13 protein-coding genes are annotated in these 16,710 nt (G+C 67.8%); 4 read left to right on the top strand and 9 right to left on the bottom strand.

Going from position 1 to position 16,710, the window contains the following annotated elements:
• Window positions 1-94: 94 nt before the first annotated feature.
• Genes KV110_RS09665 through KV110_RS09655 form a run of 3 tightly spaced genes read left to right on the top strand, consistent with a single transcriptional unit; the run spans window position 95 to window position 3,989 of the window.
• On the top strand, window positions 95-2,659 hold the full coding sequence (locus tag KV110_RS09665; protein WP_218475252.1) for a cytochrome P450: 2,565 nt from the start codon (window positions 95-97) through the stop codon (window positions 2,657-2,659).
• A complete protein-coding gene (locus KV110_RS09660) occupies window positions 2,649-2,846 on the top strand; it encodes a hypothetical protein (protein ID WP_246634433.1) in 198 nt (65 codons plus the stop codon). Before KV110_RS09665 ends, KV110_RS09660 begins: the two co-directional genes overlap by 11 nt.
• A 48-nt stretch (window positions 2,847-2,894) precedes the next feature.
• Window positions 2,895-3,989 carry a methyltransferase gene (locus KV110_RS09655; protein WP_218475250.1) on the top strand — a complete coding sequence of 365 codons (1,095 nt, stop codon included), beginning with the start codon at window positions 2,895-2,897 and terminating at the stop codon, window positions 3,987-3,989.
• Here KV110_RS09655 and KV110_RS09650 read toward each other — a convergent pair.
• Window positions 3,986-4,576, bottom strand: coding sequence for a TetR/AcrR family transcriptional regulator (locus tag KV110_RS09650; RefSeq protein WP_218475248.1), 591 nt, complete (start codon window positions 4,574-4,576; stop codon window positions 3,986-3,988). The two genes, KV110_RS09655 and KV110_RS09650, sit on opposite strands and share 4 nt — an antisense overlap.
• 70 nt (window positions 4,577-4,646) lie before the next feature.
• Here KV110_RS09650 and KV110_RS09645 point away from each other — a divergent pair, with 70 nt between their 5' ends.
• A complete protein-coding gene (locus KV110_RS09645) occupies window positions 4,647-5,474 on the top strand; it encodes a class I SAM-dependent methyltransferase (protein ID WP_218475246.1) in 828 nt (275 codons plus the stop codon).
• 193 nt (window positions 5,475-5,667) lie between these two features.
• Here the strand turns inward: KV110_RS09645 and KV110_RS09640 are convergent, their stop codons facing one another.
• Genes KV110_RS09640 through KV110_RS09605 form a run of 8 tightly spaced genes read right to left on the bottom strand, consistent with a single transcriptional unit; the run spans window position 5,668 to window position 16,618 of the window.
• Window positions 5,668-6,588 carry a UbiA prenyltransferase family protein gene (locus KV110_RS09640; RefSeq protein ID WP_218478306.1) on the bottom strand — a complete coding sequence of 307 codons (921 nt, stop codon included), beginning with the start codon at window positions 6,586-6,588 and terminating at the stop codon, window positions 5,668-5,670.
• On the bottom strand, window positions 6,579-7,190 hold the full coding sequence (locus KV110_RS09635) for a nitroreductase family protein (RefSeq protein WP_218475244.1): 612 nt from the start codon (window positions 7,188-7,190) through the stop codon (window positions 6,579-6,581). The genes KV110_RS09640 and KV110_RS09635 overlap by 10 nt, the downstream gene beginning before the upstream one ends.
• Window positions 7,187-8,179 (bottom strand): ScbA/BarX family gamma-butyrolactone biosynthesis protein, encoded by a 993-nt coding sequence (locus tag KV110_RS09630; RefSeq protein ID WP_246634432.1) that lies wholly within the window; start codon window positions 8,177-8,179, stop codon window positions 7,187-7,189. Before KV110_RS09630 ends, KV110_RS09635 begins: the two co-directional genes overlap by 4 nt.
• The gene (locus KV110_RS09625) at window positions 8,176-9,096 is read right to left on the bottom strand and encodes a nucleoside-diphosphate kinase (RefSeq protein WP_218475243.1); all 921 of its coding nucleotides are present in this window, start codon (window positions 9,094-9,096) and stop codon (window positions 8,176-8,178) included. Before KV110_RS09625 ends, KV110_RS09630 begins: the two co-directional genes overlap by 4 nt.
• Complete coding sequence (locus KV110_RS09620) at window positions 9,093-10,184, bottom strand: SDR family oxidoreductase (protein WP_218475242.1); 1,092 nt, start codon at window positions 10,182-10,184, stop codon at window positions 9,093-9,095. Before KV110_RS09620 ends, KV110_RS09625 begins: the two co-directional genes overlap by 4 nt.
• Window positions 10,181-10,450, bottom strand: a complete 270-nt coding sequence (locus tag KV110_RS09615; RefSeq protein ID WP_218475241.1) for an acyl carrier protein — start codon at window positions 10,448-10,450, stop codon at window positions 10,181-10,183. The genes KV110_RS09620 and KV110_RS09615 overlap by 4 nt, the downstream gene beginning before the upstream one ends.
• Complete coding sequence (locus KV110_RS09610) at window positions 10,447-13,929, bottom strand: AMP-binding protein (protein ID WP_218475239.1); 3,483 nt, start codon at window positions 13,927-13,929, stop codon at window positions 10,447-10,449. Before KV110_RS09610 ends, KV110_RS09615 begins: the two co-directional genes overlap by 4 nt.
• Complete coding sequence (locus KV110_RS09605) at window positions 13,919-16,618, bottom strand: phosphoenolpyruvate synthase (RefSeq protein ID WP_246634431.1); 2,700 nt, start codon at window positions 16,616-16,618, stop codon at window positions 13,919-13,921. Before KV110_RS09605 ends, KV110_RS09610 begins: the two co-directional genes overlap by 11 nt.
• Window positions 16,619-16,710 lie beyond the last annotated feature (92 nt).

Raw genomic sequence — 16,710 nt, 5'->3', positions numbered from 1 at the left:
GGCAACCCCGCGATTGTTGCGCAAATGAGCGCCGCGTCGGCGACTCATCGTTCTTCCAGCATGCACGTGTCGCACATGTCCGTACCGTGGTCCCATGCACGTCGCGCTGTTCACGGACTTCCATCCCGCCACCCTCGGCGGGATCCAGACCTCGGTACATGCCCAGCGTCGTGGGCTCGAACGGCTCGGCCACCGCGTCACCGTGTTCACCGCGCCCACGCCGGAATCTACCGAACCGGACCCGAACGTGGTGGCCCTTTCCGCGCTCGGGGGCGTCGTGGTGAACGGTTTCGCCATGGTGCTGCCGACACCGGCGAACACCCGGTTGATCGACGCGGCCTTCGCCGAGCGCGGTCCGATCGACGTCGTGCACACCCAGACCACCTACGGTGTCGCCATCGCCGGACTCCGTGCCGCCCGCCGCCACAGCATCCCCGTGGTGCACACCGTGCACAGCCGCGACGACGTCTTCATCGCCAACACCTCACCCGTTCCGTACCTCTCCGCGCTCACCATGCGCGCCCTGCACGGCCGTTTCGTCTCCCATCGCGGACATATGCCGCGCAACAACGAGTCCCGCGCGGCCCGGCACGCCTGGCGCACCATGGTCGCCCAGGCGCAGGCCGCCGACCGGGTGATCGTACCGACCCGGCACTTCGCCGAACGCATTCTGGCGCATGGGCTGGACCGGCCGACGCAGGTGATCTCCAACGGCATCGACGACGATCTCCTGGACAATGCGCAGGCCTCGGCGCCGCCCGAATCCAGCCCGATCCGAAGCGGCCCGCTGCGAGTTCTCTGGTGCGCCAGGCTATCCGGTGAGAAGCGGCTGCTCGAGGCCATCGAAGCGGTGCGGCTGGTCGAGAACTGCACGTTCGACGTCTACGGCACCGGCGATCTGTGGGACCGGGCACGGGCGATGATCGACGCGGCCGGGCTGGGCGAGCGGGTACGGCTGCACGGCGCGGTGAGTCAGGCGGATTGCCTGGCCGCCATGGCGGCGCACGATGTATTGCTTTTCCCCTCCTCGGGTTTCGATACCCAGGGCATGGCACTGCTGGAGGCGGTGGCGATGCGGCTGCCGGTCGTCTACTGCGATCCGGACCTGGCGGAGACGGTGCCGGACGGCGGTGGCGTGTGTACGCCGAATCCTTCGGTGGCCGCGATCGCCGAGACGTTGCGCGAACTCGCCGATGACCCGGAACAATTGGCGCCGATGCGCAAGATCCTCACCGAGCGCGCCGATGCCGCCCGGCAGTCACGCCTCACCGAAGCGATCCTCTCGATCTACACCGACTTGGTCGGAGGTGCCGAACCCGCTATGCCGCATCCTGTTCCGAATGTCCCCACCGCTCCCGGACGCCTGCCCCTGCTCGGCCACAGCGTGGTGGCGCTGCGTGACGGCCTGAAGTTCGTGACGTCGCTGGCCGAGGTCGGCCCGATCGTCCGGATCTATCTCGGGCCGCGACCGGCCTACGTACTCACCACACCGGAGCTCATCCGCGAGGTGAGCTTCGGCGAGGCAGGCGAATTCCATCGCGAGGAGTTGCGCGACGCCATCCAGGAGGTCATTCGCGGCGCGTCCAACGTGCTCAGCGGCAAACCGCACGAGCTGCGCCGCCGAATGATCGCGCCCGCGCTGCGCCAGCGCCGGTTGAACGAATACGCCGTGGTGGCCGCCGATCTCGCGAACGCGTGGTCGAATTCGCTACGCCCGGGCCAGCAGTTGAACCTGGTGGACGAGGCACACCGGCTCGTCCTCGACACCATCTCCTCGACCTTGTTCACCGCCGACTTCGGCGCGGACGCGAAACGTGAAGTCCAGCAGAACATCCCGTGGCTACTCGGCCAGGTGATCCAGCGCGCCGCGCTGCCGCCGCCGGTGCGCCGCCTGCGGTTGATCGCCAATCGGCGGTTCACCACCAAGTCCCGTCGGCTGCGGGCCGAGATCGGGGCCGTGGTGGCCGAATATCGCCGTGCCGACCGGGATTTCCACGATGTGCTCTCCGCGCTGGTCCAGCACAGCGACCCGGAGACCGGCACCCGCCTCTCCGATGAGGAGATCATCGATGAGCTGCTGCTGATGCTGGCCGCCGGAGTCGGCTCGACCGCGTCCATCCTCGGCTGGGTATGGCACGAGATCATGCGCAATCCGGATATCGCCGACGAATTACACCGGGAGCTGGCCGATTTCGTCGGGGCTGCACCGGTCACGCCCGACCATGTCGCGCGGCTGCCGTATCTGCGACTGGTCGTGCTGGAAACACTGCGTTTCTGGGGGCCGTGGGTCAGCACGCACACCGCCGACGGCCCGGTGACCTTGGGCGGCACCACGCTGCCCGACGGCGCCATGGTCGTTTTCAGTCCGTACATGATTCACCACAATCCGCACTACTACCCCAACCCGGAATCCTTCGATCCCGATCGCTGGTTCCCCGGCCGAGTCGAGGAGATCGACAAGAAAGCCATTTTGCCGTTCGGGGTCGGCATCCGGCACTGTCCGGGCAACAACTTCGCGCTGATGACCATCACCCTCGCCACCGCGGCCCTGTTCGCCCGCTGGCGGCCGGTCGCCGATCCTGACTATCAGGTGAAGCCGTCGAACCGCGATTTCGTCGCTTCCCCGTCCCGGCTTCCGGTGGTCCTGCATGCCAGATGAATTCGGTGCGGCCATCTCGTCAGGCGGCTGGCCCGCCGCGGTCGATGACACCGGCGAGGCACTCACCGCCGAGTACAGCGCCCAGTCCGCGGGCCCCCCACCGTGGCACGTCTACCGCATCACCCCGAACATCGCGATGGCGCTCGGCACAGTGGAACCCGGCGGTGCGACCCGCTGGCGCTTCTGACCGCGGCTAGGCTGGCCACGTCTCATTCGTCGGCCAGGGAGGAGTCGCATGGCTTCCCGCGAACCGAGAATGCCGCCGCAGGCAGTGATCCGCGCGGTAGAGCTGGTGCGCAACGGTTTGGCGCTCGCCTATCGCAAGCTGGTGCCGGGGCATGTCGCGACTATGGAGCTGCTCGCCGCCGGTTGGCTGTCGCAGGCGATCCACGCCGCCGCCGAACTCGGTGTCGCCGACGCCCTCGCCGACGGGCCGCGAAGCGGCGCCGAACTGGCAGCGCAGATAGGGGCCGACGAGCAGGCGCTGCATCGGCTGCTCCGGCTGCTGATCAGTCACGGCATCTTCACCGAGCGCCGGGACGGCAGGTACGCGCTCACTTCGATGGCGCGAGCGCTGCGACGCGACGCCGACGTCTCGCTACGCGATGCCGCCCTGTTCTTCGGCTCCCCGATCCACCGGGACAACTGGTCGCATCTCGTCGACGCGGTGCGCACCGGCAAGCCGGTGGGCGAAGCGCTGCACGGCATGTCGTTCTTCGACCAGGTGCGGGCCGACCGGAAACTCGGCACGCTGTTCGACAACGCGATGACCAGCATCGGCAGCCTCGGGCTGGAACCCGTGCTCGCGGCCTACGACTTCACTCGCTTCGGCACCGTGGTCGATGTGGGCGGGGGCGACGGCACGCTGCTCGCCGAAATCCTGCGCCGCGCACCACGTTCCCGGGGCGTGCTGTTGGAGCTACCAGGGGTGGTCGAGTCGGCGACGACTCGCCTGGCCGATCTGGGACTGATCGACCGCTGCACGATCGAACGCGGATCCTTCTTCGACTCCGTCCCCCAGGGCGGCGACGCCTATCTCCTCAAACACGTCCTGCACGACTGGCCGGAAGACGACGCGGGCCGAATCCTGGCCGCCGTCCGCGCCGCGATGAAACCCGATGCCCGCCTGCTGATCATCGAACTGGTCGTCCCGGAGAACACTCGCCCGCATCCAGGCAAGTTCGTCGACCTGGAAATGCTCATCAATACCGGCGGCCGCGAACGCACCGCGGCCGAGTACCGAAAGTTACTGGCACGCTTCGGATTCACCCTGACCAACGTGATACCGACCGCCTCCCCGGACAACGTTCTCGAGGCCAGACCTGCTTAACCCGTCAACGCCCCGGCGATGACTGCGGTGACGACCTTGCCGACGGCTTCGGCCTCCGGTGGTGTGCCTTTCCGATCGGCGAACAGTAGATGTCCCGCCCCGATCAGCGTGGGAGCGAGCACATCTACGTCGGCGTCCGCCGCGATACGCCCCTGTGCTTGCTCGGCGACGAGGTAGGAGGCGATCATCGCTGTCGCTTCGGCCAACAGCGGAACACCGGTCGGCCTGGCCTGACGGAGCCTGGCGCGCAACTCATCCCGGAACGTGACGAGGCTGATGATGGCCACGGCCACCGATCCGAACACGGTAGTCAGCGCAGCGGTGAGGTTGCCCACGACAGTGCCGGTCCCGGCGGACTCGCGCAGAGCAGCCGCCTGCTGGTCGACCCGCGCGATGCGGTCCAGCACGAGCTCGGCCAGGAAGGCGTCGAAGTCGGCGAAGTGCCGGTGCAGCACCCCCTTGGCACAGCCCGCCGCCGCGGTGACCGCCCGGCTGGTCAGCGCACTCGGCCCGTCCTGCAACAGAATGCGCTCGGCAGCATCGAACAACTGCTCGCGCACATCGCGCATCGCCACACCTGTTGGCACCGTGTACTTCTCCTTGCTTCGCCAGCCCGAACGGTTGAAGAGTGGGCATGTGCCCACTTATAGTGGGCACATGCCCACTATACCGACGGGGCAATCGCCCCGCTCCCAGCACGAGCCGCATCGAATCCGCGAAGTGGCGGAGTCGTTCGGGGTGGACCCCGAACGCTACGACCGATCCAGACCGCGCTACCCCGACGCCATGGTGGCGGCGATCGTCGCCGCCAGCCCGGGTCGCGATTTCCTCGACGTAGGTATCGGCACCGGCATCGTCGCCCGTCAGTTCCAAGCCGCCGGTTGCACGGTCCTCGGCGTCGAACCCGACGACCGCATGGCCGAATTCGCCCGTCGCAATGGCACCGAGGTCGAAGTGGCCACCTTCGAAGCCTGGGATCCCAGGGGCCGGACCTTCGACACCGTCGTCTCCGGGCAGGCCTGGCACTGGGTGGACCCCGTCGCGGGCGCGACGAAGGCGGCCGAGGTCCTGCGGCCCGGCGGCCAGTTGGCCGTGTTCTGGAACGTGAATCAGCCACCACCCGAACTGGCGGAGGCATTCGCCGAGGTCTATCGCCAGGTGCTACCGGACTCACCCATCGCCCGCATGGCCGCGACTCCCGTCCGGGAGGTGTACACGACGATGGGCGACACAGCATCCGAAGGTATCCGCCGGACAAGCGCTTTCGGCGAGCCGGAGCTGCGCCGATTCGACTGGCGTCAGTCCTACACTCGCGACGAGTGGCTGGAACTGTCGGCCACTACCGGCCTCACCACCCGGCTCCCGCAGGAAGTGCTGAACGAAGTGCTGGTCGGCCTCGGCGCCGCGATCGACGCGGTAGGCGGCAGCTTCACAACGCAGTACACCGCAGCGGTCGTTACGGCAGTAAGAAGCGCCGACGAGTAGCGCTCGCCAGGATTCCGGAGTCGCACCGCGGGCCGCTCGCGTATGCGTTGGCGGTGTATCTCGGTGCGGCCGAGGAGGATTGCCCGGACCACCGCATCGGCGTCAATGCCTATCGCCTACCGTCCTCTGCCGTATTTCACCAGACCCGAGCAGGACACGACGGTGGCGCACCTGGACGTTTTGCCACGTCCGGCTACGGCAGGGCCAGGGCCTGGCCGATCAGCGCGAGATAGAGGGTGAGGATGAAGACCACCGCGGGCAGCACCGGATAGTCGACGCGGTCACTGCGCAAGAACTTCACCGCGCCGAACGCCGGAATCGCCAGCAGCGGCACGGGGAGCCAGCCGAGGAGCGACGACGGCAGCGAATACTCCCACGGCCGGACGAGCACGAGAGCACACAGCACGGCGGCACCCGCGCACAGCACAGACGCCGCGGTGCTGCCCTTGGCACCCAACGCATTCGAGTACAGCAGCTCATCGGGCCGACGTTCGCGGGAAGTCTTCCTGGCGAACTCGAACTGAAGGAATGCACCGGCGAAGATAACGGCGACCGCCGCTGCCTGCCAGTGCGCACGCACCTCGCCGGTGTCGATCGCCGACACCACGACGTAACCGGTGACGAGCAGCTGCACCGGATAGGTGACGACCAGATTCACCAGAATGTTGGTCCGCACGGTGGCGAACAGCCGCTCGAACCCCCATAGCGCCAGCCCGTAAGCCATTGCGACAGTGATCATTACGGCCGAACCCACGGACAGCGCGAGACTGCCCGCGACGGCGCCGATCGCGATGAGACCCATGGCGACACGCAGCTCGACGGCGCTCACCGCACCGGTCACCAGCGGACGGTCCGGATTATGCACCCGGTCGTATTCCAAATCCTTCTGCTCATCGACCATCCGCAGGTACAGCAGGACGAACGCGACCACCGCGATCCGGACCACAGTGGCCAAGGTCGGACGCCACGGCGAATCCGGCTGCGTCACAAGCGAAGCCGTGCCCTCCAACGCGAGCACCCACAGCACGCCGTACAGCAGGTAGTGCGGCTTGTACATCACCGCGGTGAACCGGGCGATCCGCGTGGCGGACACCAGCGGCCGGGTCACACCCATCGATCCCACATGGTCACCTCGGCGGCCGGGACCCGCCGACCGGGCCCGTCGCTTCCGGGCAACAGATGCGCGACCGGGACCATGGCCACCTGGGTCACCTCATCGAACGGGATGCCCAACAGCTCCGCGATCTCCCGCTCGTAGGCCAGGTGGGCCGTCGTCAGGCACGACCCGAGTCCGCGCGCACGCAGCGCGAGCATGAAGTTCCATACGGCCGGATAGACCGAACCGTAGAAGCTCGCCAGCCGCAGCGCCGACGCGGGCTCCGGCAGTCGGCCCAGCGAGCAGACGACCACCAGCGCGGGTACCTCGGCCAAGTGTTCGGCGAGATACTGCCCGGAGGCGAGGTCCCCGAGCTGGTCGGGTCGCGGCGTGCGGCCGGAAAGATTGGCAGCGAACCCTTTCCGGTAGTAGCCCGCGATCCGTTCCTTGGTATCGCCGTCCTGCACAATCAGGAATCGCCACGGCTGCCGATTACTGCCGCTGGGCGCCTGCACCGCGATATCCAGGCACTCCAGCAGATCCCGCCGCTCGACCGGACGCGACAGGTCGAGGCGACGGCGGATCGATCGGGTGGTGGTGAGCAGTTCGGTGCCGCTCAACGGCCCGCCTCCGTTCCTTCGGCGCCGAAACCCAGTTCGTCGTCGGCGAATTCGAGATCGATCTCGGCCGCTACCGCGTCGGCCTGCCGGATCTCACAGTGGATCACGGTACGGTCGGCCTGCTGGCCGGTGATCTCGGCAACGCATTCCGCCGGACGGTCCAACTCCACGAAGCGCTCGAAAGCGCTTCCGACGCACTCCAATCGGGGTGCGCGGTGCAGCACCATGGCCAACGCGGTCTGCCTGCACGCCTCGATCAGCAGGCTGCCCGGCACGTGGTCGAGCTGATGATCGAACAGGAACGGGTGGCCGAGATCGGGGACGAGCAGCGCGCGAGCGGTGGTCCCGGACAGTTGCGGCGGCGCGATCACGACATTGCGCCAGTTCTCCCGCCCGACGTCGACCGAGGCGGCGCGGTCGGAGAGCGCCGACGCACCCCGATACGGCCCGAGCCCAAGGCTTTTCCGGAAGGCGCCGCGCAGTGCGGACCACTGTCGCTGGGTCATCCACGAGAACGAACCGTCCACGGTCATCATCGACTCGTTGCCGCAGTCGATTTCCAGCACCATGTCCAGCCCGTGCACCGTCTCGCCGCGCACGTGCCGCCGCGGTACCCGCACCCGCATCACGAGATCGGCGGGCGCGGTGCCGACTTCCCACGCGGGCGTATCCGCGCCGGTGCCGTTGAAGGTGCGCACGATGAACGCCATATCGGCGGGCACCCCGTAGAACTCGTGGCTCAGCGCGATCGCGGCCTGCCTGGCGGCCTCCATCACCAGCAGCGGATCGTGGCGCAGGGCGAGCGAGCCGGTGTGATCGCCGTAATAGGCGTGCATTCTCGGTAATTGGGCGCCGACCACGAACTCGTTCTCGGCCACCGTGTCCAGCGAGGTGACGAACACCTCGGACACCGCGCACCGGTGCGCCAGCGCGCGCGAGATGGTGCGGAGATGGGTTGCTGTCTTTACCGTTTCCACGTTCGCCGTCACGGTCGTTCCTCCAGCCAGTCTTGCGCGGTTACCGGTCGCAGCGTTTGCGGCTGCGTGCCGACCCGCATCGGGAGTACATAGGACCCGAGCACGATGACCGACCAGGGATCGAGTTCCCGGCCGTCGGCCCACGCGGAATACAGCAGGCGCGCGCACTCCGCGTCGTCCTGCGGGTCGAAACCGGGTGGGGCCGTCGAACCGGTCCGCTCGAGGTCGCGCAGGATCGTTTCGACCGCGGTGGCGCGGTCGAAGCTGCGAGCGGGTGCCTGCGCGTAAAGGTCGTCCGCGATCACCAGGGCGTCGGCGGAGCGATCGTCGCCCGTGCCCGCCTGTGCGACCACCGTCGCCCGGCTTCGCTCGTCCAGATGGATGGCGAGCTCCCGCAGCACATCGGCGGGATCGTCGGGCGAATGCACCAGATTCAGCAGATAGTTGTGGCGGCCGAGCAGGTAGCGCAGCTCGCCGGGCTTGCGTTTGCGCGGGTCGGTCGCGCCCTTGGCCTCGGTGAGCCGCACCGGGACCGGCAGTTCCGCGTCTACCCCGCGGACCACAAGCACCAACACGTCCGAGATGCCCACCAGCAGGTCGGCCAGCCGCCTACGTTCGGGCGAGGCGATATTCCAGGCGAAATACCACAGCGCGCGGGCGAAATGCCGATCGACCGCGACCCGGAAGGCGGACACGACCCGGAAGTTATTGTCCGCCAGCCATTTCAGCGTCGGCTCGACCGATCTGGCGACGATGGCATCCGGTTTGAGCAGCAGCAGCGAGTGCTCCCTGGCGAACTTCGCGGCGTCGACACCGAGGCGGTCGAGATGCTCGACAGTCTCCTGTACGTAGGTGTCGTCGACATAGGCCGTCACCTTCTCCGGCTGCGGCGTCAGCGCGGCGAGCAGCTCACGCAGCGGCGGGGTCATCGGTCCACCCCGCCGAAGTCATTGCCTGCCAGCACTTCTTCGATCGACGGCAGCGGCACGCCGAGATAGCCGGATTCGAGACAGTAGTCCAGCAGCACCCGCAGATACTCCTTGCCGGTCGAGGGAGACGGTTTACCGAGCAGCACTTCGACATTCACCGTGCCGAAGACCAGACGGCGCTCGAAGTAACTGGTGTAGAGCGAGCCGATGCGCAGGTAGTACTCCCGCTCGATGGCGTCGAGATCGTTGATGTCGAAGGTCGCCGCTGGCACGAAGGTCGCGACCTCGAAGGACGGATATTCGGCGAGGACATCCGACACCTCGCGCAACGACAGCGTGTCCTGGCCGACCGCGTGGAAGGTGCGATGATGCGCCGAGTCGAAATCCAGTACGGCCGCGGCGATCACGTCGGCGACATGATCGACCGGCGCCAGTGAGAGGGTCGCGTCGTATCGTCCGGGCAGCGACCGCAACTTGCCCTCGACCATCAGTTTGACGACGGTGTAGAGGTTCTTGTACTCGCGGATCACGCCGGTTCCGGTCGCGCCGGTCACAATGCCCGGTCGCACGATAGCCCAGCGCAGGCCCTGTTCCCCGGCCGCGCGCACCAGCTGTTCGGCGCGGAACTTGCTCTCCTCGTAGCCGTTTCCGAAGGTCTGGCCCGCTTCGAGTTCTTCCTCGGTGATGGTGCCGCCGCGCCGTCCGCACACGTAGGCCGTGCTGACGTGCACGAGCGGCACATCCCACGCCTGCGCGAGCGCGATGGCGTTGGCGGTGCCGCGCACATTGAGTTCTTCGTAGTCCGTCGCCGTGGCATCGAACGCCGTGGTGGCCGCGCAGTGCACGATCATGCCGACGCGTTCGGACAGGTCAACGCGATCACGCTCGGACAGCCCGAATCCCGGGCTCCGAATGTCACCGGCGACCTGACTGCCCGCACCAAGGACGGTGCCGTCATTGCGAACGATGCGCGAATTGCTGTGCAGCACAGCGGCGACCGGTCGGCTGGCGGCGGCCAGGCGGGCCACCACTTCCGCGCCGACCAGCCCTGTCGCACCGGTGACCAACACGGTGTCGCGCCCACTCATGACCGGCCTCCCTCGGCTAGGGAACCCGAAATCAAACCGATGACCTCACCGACCCGTCGCACACCGACGAGTTGCTCCGGCTTGTAGCGCGGCAGGTCGAACGCCCGCTCCAATACGACGGTGAGCTCCATCAACCGCAACGAGTCGAAGCCCAGGTCCTCGATGAGCCGTTGACCATCGTCGGTTGTTGCCTGCGGGTTCGGCGCCATGGCGTTGACCAGGGTGCGCACCCGCTCGGCCACGGCGGCGTCGGTTACAGCGGTCATGACCGGATCCCTTCGTCGCGCAGATGTGGTTGCTGCCCGCCGGAGGCCAGCAGGTCTCGGGCCTCGTCCAGAGGCAGGTCGGTGTCGAGATAGCCTGCGACGCGCAGCCAGTCGTAGCCGATGGCCAGGGTGCGCCGCCACTGTTCGCGTGAGTCGAACGAAGCCGGGAACCCGGTCACGTCCGGGTCCGCGGCGACGGAGCGCACCAGCGTCACGAAATCGTCGAGGATCGCGACACCTGCCAGCGGGTCACCGCCGGTCGCGCTGGTCTCCGAGAACCGCACCCGCCCAGCGGTTTCCAGCCGCGCGAGCAGGTCGGCACGGTGCTGGGCGTGCGGTGGCAGGATGCGGCGCAAGGTCACTATCGGAGCGACATCGGCCGGTAGCGGGTGAATACCAAAGGCGGACAACACCACCCGCACGCCCATGGCGATCATCCGGTGCGCCGCGATATCGGCGACTGCCCCCTGCCCGTCCTTGACGGCACCCGCCAGGTCCTCGCGGGCGTTCTCCAGCACGATGTTCGACCACACCAGGTTCAGCGCGCACTCGGTGAAACGGCGGGCGGGCAGTGGCGACAATGTCGCGATCGCCTCCTCGCGCGCCGCACCGGACACGCCGAGAGCGGGCGCCAGTGCGGACGCCACCGGGGTGTATGGCCGCACTGGTTTGCACATGGCGAGCGCGGGTGTAAGCACTTCGCCACGCCGCCACTGCAATCCGACGAAGCCGAGCCGAAGGAACTCCGCCAGTTCGGCGGTGATGTCATGCGGCTGCCGGGCGAGCACTGCGGCGAGCGAATGACGGAACACCACCGAGCGCCAGGCGCGAGCACCGCTGTCCGACAGCGCGAACACCTCGCTGTCACCACGGATGACGTGCACTCGCTTGCCGATCGTCCAAGTCGTCACCTCGGGCACCCTGGCGAACAGGAGCTGGTCGGGATCGTCGACGACGTCCGCGACCCCAAGCGCCTGGGCGAGTTCGAGCAGCTGCGCCCAGGTCGCCTGCTCGGACAGTGCCCGCGCCTGCGCGTCGCCGAGCACACCCGGTAGCGCGTCACCGTGGGTCCGCGTCGTATCGTCGCCCGCCCATGCGCCGGGATCGCTGAGGTCGCGGTAGCGATCGATGAGTTCGTCGCCGCCGATCCGATCCAGCTGCTGCGGCAGCCATTTGGTCTCCAGATAGCTTTCGCCGCGGCGCGCGGCCCAGCCCTTCATGGCCTGGAGCAAGCCGTCGCGGGCCCAGCCGATCGCTTCGTCGCGCGCCCGCAGCGCGCGCAGTGCGCCGGCGTACCGCAGCGCATGCACCGCCCTGGCGAACCACCAGTCGGCGATCAGTGTCGTAAACGTGCTGTGCGGCAGCAGCGCACGCAAGGCATCGACGTCGGGTCCGCCGCGGCGGACCACCGTCGCCCGCAGGAATCGCTGACACCGGTTGAGCAGGTCTTCCTCCAGCTCCGACACCTGCGCGGCGTTCGCCACCTGTTCGAGCTGCCGTCGCAGCTGCGCCTCGGAGCGGGTGCGCACCTCCACCCGGCGGCCGTCGATGAACAGCACCGTCGGCAACGTCGGCAGTTCCTCGTCGCCGGGCGCGAGCACGAGGAAGTCCACGTCGGACCCCTCGTTGCCGAATCCCTCGGCCAGCGATCCCTCGAACAACACGGTCGAATTCGCGGGCACCGCCACGCTTTCCAGTGCGCGGTCGAGCAGCTGGCGCACCCGTTCGGCCGCCAGTGTCGGTTCGGGCCCGTCGGCAACGACTCGATTCGGGCTCTCGCCGGAGAGACCGGGAGGTTCGTGGACGACCGCATCCGCCAGCGCACCGCTGCGGAACTGCTCCCACATGTGCCGCCTGCGTGGCTTACCGCTGGAGGTACGCCGGATGATGCCGCGTGGGCCGGTGACGATGGTGACCGTCTGCGCGGGCCCCAGTTCACTGCGAATAATCTTGCGCGCCTCGGAAATCCAATCGCCCGGCTTGGATTCGGCGAACAGCGCGATCCCCTGCTCGCCCGGTTCGGTGATCGCCACAGCGGCGAGTTTGCCCTTGGTGAGCCCGGTTTCCTGGGCAACGCGCGATTCGATGTCCTCCATGAACACCGACCGGCCGCGCACCTTCAGGCTCGAGCCCATCCGGCCGAGCACGAAAACCTCACCGCGATGCTGGAATCCGGCGTCACCGGAGTACAGCGCGCCGTCGACGATCCGGGTAGACGCGGTATCGGACTCGTCGGAATAGCCAAGCGCCACCGAGTCCCCGACCACCACCATCTCGCCGAGCGTGCCGTCCGGCAGCACCCGCCCCTCTTCATCGACCACCGTGACGGTCGATTCCGGAGTCGAATAGCCGAGCCCGGTGATCCATCCCGCGCCGTCGACGCGGTGGGTGTCATCGAGCAACTGCTCTTCGAGGACCGTGACGGGTTCGCCGAACCGCAGCGTCGCGGTGTCGAGGCGCAAGGCGGTGATGGGTCGGTGCCGCGCCGAGGAGGTCACCATCAGCGTCGCCTCCGCCAACCCGTAGGCCAGCGTGTAGGCGTCCATCGAAAATCCGCGCGGGCCGGTGAGTTTCGCGAACGACTGGAGATCGGCCACCTCCACGGGCTCGGATCCGACGGCGAGCGTGCGCCAACCGGACAGGTCGAGGTCGGCGATCTCCTCGGGCGAAACCCGGTGCGCCACATAGCCGAGCGCGAACGATGGCGACGGGGAGTGCTGAGCGTGCGCCATCGCCCGCAGCCAGCGCACGGGTTCGCGGACGAACTGGTCCGGGCGCATGAGGTACAGATCGCCCTGGTTGGTGACGGTGGTGAGGAACGCACCGACCAGACCCATGTCGTGATAGAGCGGCAGCCAGGAGACCATCGCCTCGCCGCGGCGCCACTCGACCAGCGCGGAGATCATCGCGATGTTGTTCGCCAGGTTGTGCCAGCTCACCCGCACGCCGCGCGGGGCGGCGGTGGACCCGGAGGTGAATTGCAGCAGCGCGCATTCGTCGGGCGCACCGAATACTCGCTCGGCGGGCGGGCACGGGTTCAGCGTCGCCGGGTCGATCACCAGTGGTTCGTCGGTGCGTCCGGCCGCCGTCGCCGCCTGCCGCACCAACTGCTCGAATTCGGTCGAGGTGACCACCAGCCGGGGATTCGCCTGGGTCAGGATCGCGGCGATGTGGGCGATGATCTGGTCCAGGTCACCGAACATCGGCGGTGCGACCGGCGTGAACACTCCGCCGCACGCCCATACCGCGTAGAACGCGGCGACGCAGGGGAAGCCGGTCGGCATGATGACGCAGGCGCCGTCGCCGCTGCCCATCCCGTGCTGCCGCATCAGTGCGGCGATGGACCAGGTCTGCTCGGCCAGTTCGGCGTAGCTCCGGTACTCCCAGCCGTCGGCCTCGTCGGCCAAGTGGATCCCGGCCTGTCCGGCCCGGCCGGCTAGCCAATCCCGGACGGCCGCAACGTCTTTGTCATGATCCATCGCGGACATCTCCTTCGGCCAGCACGGTAACGGTCCCATGGGTGCCATCGACCCGGATCCGCATACCGGTCCGGACCCGTTTGGTCACGTCTTTCACCTGCACCACCGTCGGCACCCCGAGTTCCCGCGCCACGATGGCGACGTGGGTGAGCGGGCTGCCGCGCTCGATGACCAGGGCCGACGCGGAGGGCAGCGCGGCCACCCAGCCGGGATCGGTCCGGTAAGCCACCAGGATGCCACCCGCGACGTCGCGCGGCTCGTCCACGACGACGGCCACCCCCTCGACGATCCCGGACGCCGACGGCGTACCCGCGAGCACGGTCCCCGCCTCGGCGGCCGGGGTGTCGGTGATCGGCACCCAGCCCTGGCTCGCCAGTTCGGCGCGGCCGAACGTCGACCCCGTGGTGACGAACCGGGCCGGAGCCACCAGCTCGGCGTCCTTGGCGCGCTGTGCCTTTCGCGCCGCGACGAGCTCGCGCAGCGCGGCGGTATCGGCGTCTTCGTAGCAGCCGCGCAGCTCCTGCACGGTCAGGTAGAAGACATCGGCGAACTCGTCGATGACGCCGCGCTCGGCCAGGTCGCGACCCATCACCCGGATCATCCGTTTGACCATGCCGAAGGCCCTGGTCCGGCAGAACCGCAGCCGTTCGCGGTGTGCGGCACACCGGGAAACCTTGCCGCGCAGCAGTTCATAGATCCGGCGCCGGAATCCGTGCAGGTGCGCGTCGAGATATTCCTCGGCTTCGTCACGGTGCCCGAGCGGCGCGTCCGGCATGGCGCTGCGCAGCATGACGAACAGGCTCGCCGGATCTTCGCGCAGGTCGGGTGTTTCCAGCTTGAGTTCGTCCAGGCTGCGGTAGCCGTAACGATCGACGTAGGCGTCGACCTCGGCGCGGAAGTCCGGCCGGTCCGCCAGCGCCGGGTAGATTTGTTCCGGCGCTGTCGAATTCACCAGTGCGGTCAGTTCGGGGTCGGCACGCACCTTGTCGGCGAGTGCCTTCATCGCGCGGGCGGGTTCGGCGGATTCGACATCGGCGCCGGGGCCGACCACCGCGTACAGGAACCACTCCGGCGCCTTCGGCAGCAGCAGTTTGGTCAGCAGGAACATCAATCCGGTGCAGGTCAGCAGGATCGCGTCGAGCACCATCAGCGGGCCCCAGCGCTCGACCAGGTCGCGGTCCACCTTCCGGTATGCCGCGTAGGCTTGCGCGCCGGTCAGCGTGGTGTAGTCGATGGCCTCGTATTCGTCGTAGACGCGATAGAAGTCGGTCATGAACTGTTCGACGATGTCATCGATGCCGAACAGGCGGCGCAGATAGGTCAGCGTGGTCACCGACCGTGACCGCAGCCTGCGCACTGGGTTGTCGAAGGTGAACGGGCGCAATGTCTTCGCGACGTCGTCGGGTAGCGGCTCGTCCACGCCGAGCGCGGCCTCGAGCACCTTGCGATTCAGCGGGTAGCCCGGCGCGATGCCCACCATCCGGTACCAGTGCAGCAGGTTGTAGTAGACGCGACCGTGAAAGTAGCCGAGCAGCACCGGAGTCCACTGCTCGGTCTGCCGCACCTGCTCGTCGGGTACCCGCAGAGATTTCGCGTAGCCGTGGTACACGCGGCCGTAGATGTCGGCGGCGGTGGTGTAGGTCAGCGGCGAGGTGAGGCCGTTGAAGCTCTCGATGATGTTGGAGTTGTCCCAGATTCGTTGTTCGCCATCCGGAACGACCTCGCCCGCGCCACGAATGAGCGCGCCGGGACGGACACCGAGCGCCGTGGTGATCGGCCGCGATTGCAGGAACCAGAGCCCGTCGTCATCGATGGCCCACTCCACGTCTTGCGGCGCATCGAATTCCGCCTCCACCTTGCGCCCGAGTTCGGCCACCTCGGCGATCTCGGCGTCGATCAGCACGGGCAGTTCCCGCCGCGCCGGATCGATTTCGCTGATGGCACAGCCCTGATCGCCCGCGACCACATACGAGCGGTCCTTGTCGCCCACCACGGTTTCCAGCACCACGCCGGAGGATTTGTCGACCACCACCGAGTCCGCATCCACCGCGCCGGACACCAGGCCCTCACCGAGCCCGTAGACCGCGCTGATCACCAGTTCGTCGCGCGCGCCGCTGATCGGATTCGCGGTGAACATGACGCCGCTGGCCCGCGCCACGATCAGGCGTTGCAGCACAACGGCGACCGCGGACGCCCGCGGCTGTTTGTTCGCGAAGGCATAGCGGAGCGATCGCTCGGAGAATGCCGACGCCCAGCAGTCGCGCACCCGGTCCAGCACCGCGTCGACGCCGTTGACGTTCAGGAAGGAATCGAACTGGCCCGCATACGAGTGCTCCGGCCCGTCCTCCGCGACGACGGACGAGCGCACCGCGATCGGTCCGCCGCCGAGCCGCTCGTAGGCGTCGACGATCAACTCGCGAATCTCCTGCGGCAGCGGTGTCGCGCGAATCCGGGCGCGCAATTCAGCACCTGCTCCGAGTGCCGCGTCGAGCTCGTCCAGCCCTGTGACCTCTATCACTGCCCGCTCGAGCTCGTCTTCGGCGGTGAACCGCGCGAAGACATCGGTGCCGAGCACGGTCCAGTCCGGGACCCGAAACCCGCACTGCCCCAGGCTGTGCAAGCCGCGCGCTTTACCGCCGCCAACGGCGGCGATCGTCGCGATATCGGTCCACGGTCCAAGCACCTGCACGGCATACTCCCATTCACCCCTTGGTCGTCGTCCGGAGCACAGCGCTCCGGCACGGGTGGGCCAGCAAACTAAAGGGGTTGTTTGGATATATC

Origin of the sequence: Nocardia iowensis (genome assembly GCF_019222765.1) — a bacterium.
GTDB classification, from domain to species: Bacteria; Actinomycetota; Actinomycetes; order Mycobacteriales; family Mycobacteriaceae; genus Nocardia; species Nocardia iowensis.
This window is presented reverse-complemented; position numbering and strand designations above follow the sequence as displayed.

Bases quoted from the DNA above. Each gene is read 5' to 3' on its own strand.
- KV110_RS09665 (WP_218475252.1), top strand. From the start codon at position 95: ATGCACGTCGCGCTGTTCACGGACTTCCATCCCGCCACCCTCGGCGGG.
- KV110_RS09660 (WP_246634433.1), top strand. From the start codon at position 2,649: ATGCCAGATGAATTCGGTGCGGCCATCTCGTCAGGCGGCTGGCCCGCC.
- KV110_RS09655 (WP_218475250.1), top strand. From the start codon at position 2,895: ATGGCTTCCCGCGAACCGAGAATGCCGCCGCAGGCAGTGATCCGCGCG.
- KV110_RS09645 (WP_218475246.1), top strand. From the start codon at position 4,647: ATGCCCACTATACCGACGGGGCAATCGCCCCGCTCCCAGCACGAGCCG.
- KV110_RS09640 (WP_218478306.1), bottom strand. From the start codon at position 6,588: ATGGGTGTGACCCGGCCGCTGGTGTCCGCCACGCGGATCGCCCGGTTC.
- KV110_RS09625 (WP_218475243.1), bottom strand. From the start codon at position 9,096: ATGACCCCGCCGCTGCGTGAGCTGCTCGCCGCGCTGACGCCGCAGCCG.
- KV110_RS09620 (WP_218475242.1), bottom strand. From the start codon at position 10,184: ATGAGTGGGCGCGACACCGTGTTGGTCACCGGTGCGACAGGGCTGGTC.
- KV110_RS09615 (WP_218475241.1), bottom strand. From the start codon at position 10,450: ATGACCGCTGTAACCGACGCCGCCGTGGCCGAGCGGGTGCGCACCCTG.
- KV110_RS09610 (WP_218475239.1), bottom strand. From the start codon at position 13,929: ATGGATCATGACAAAGACGTTGCGGCCGTCCGGGATTGGCTAGCCGGC.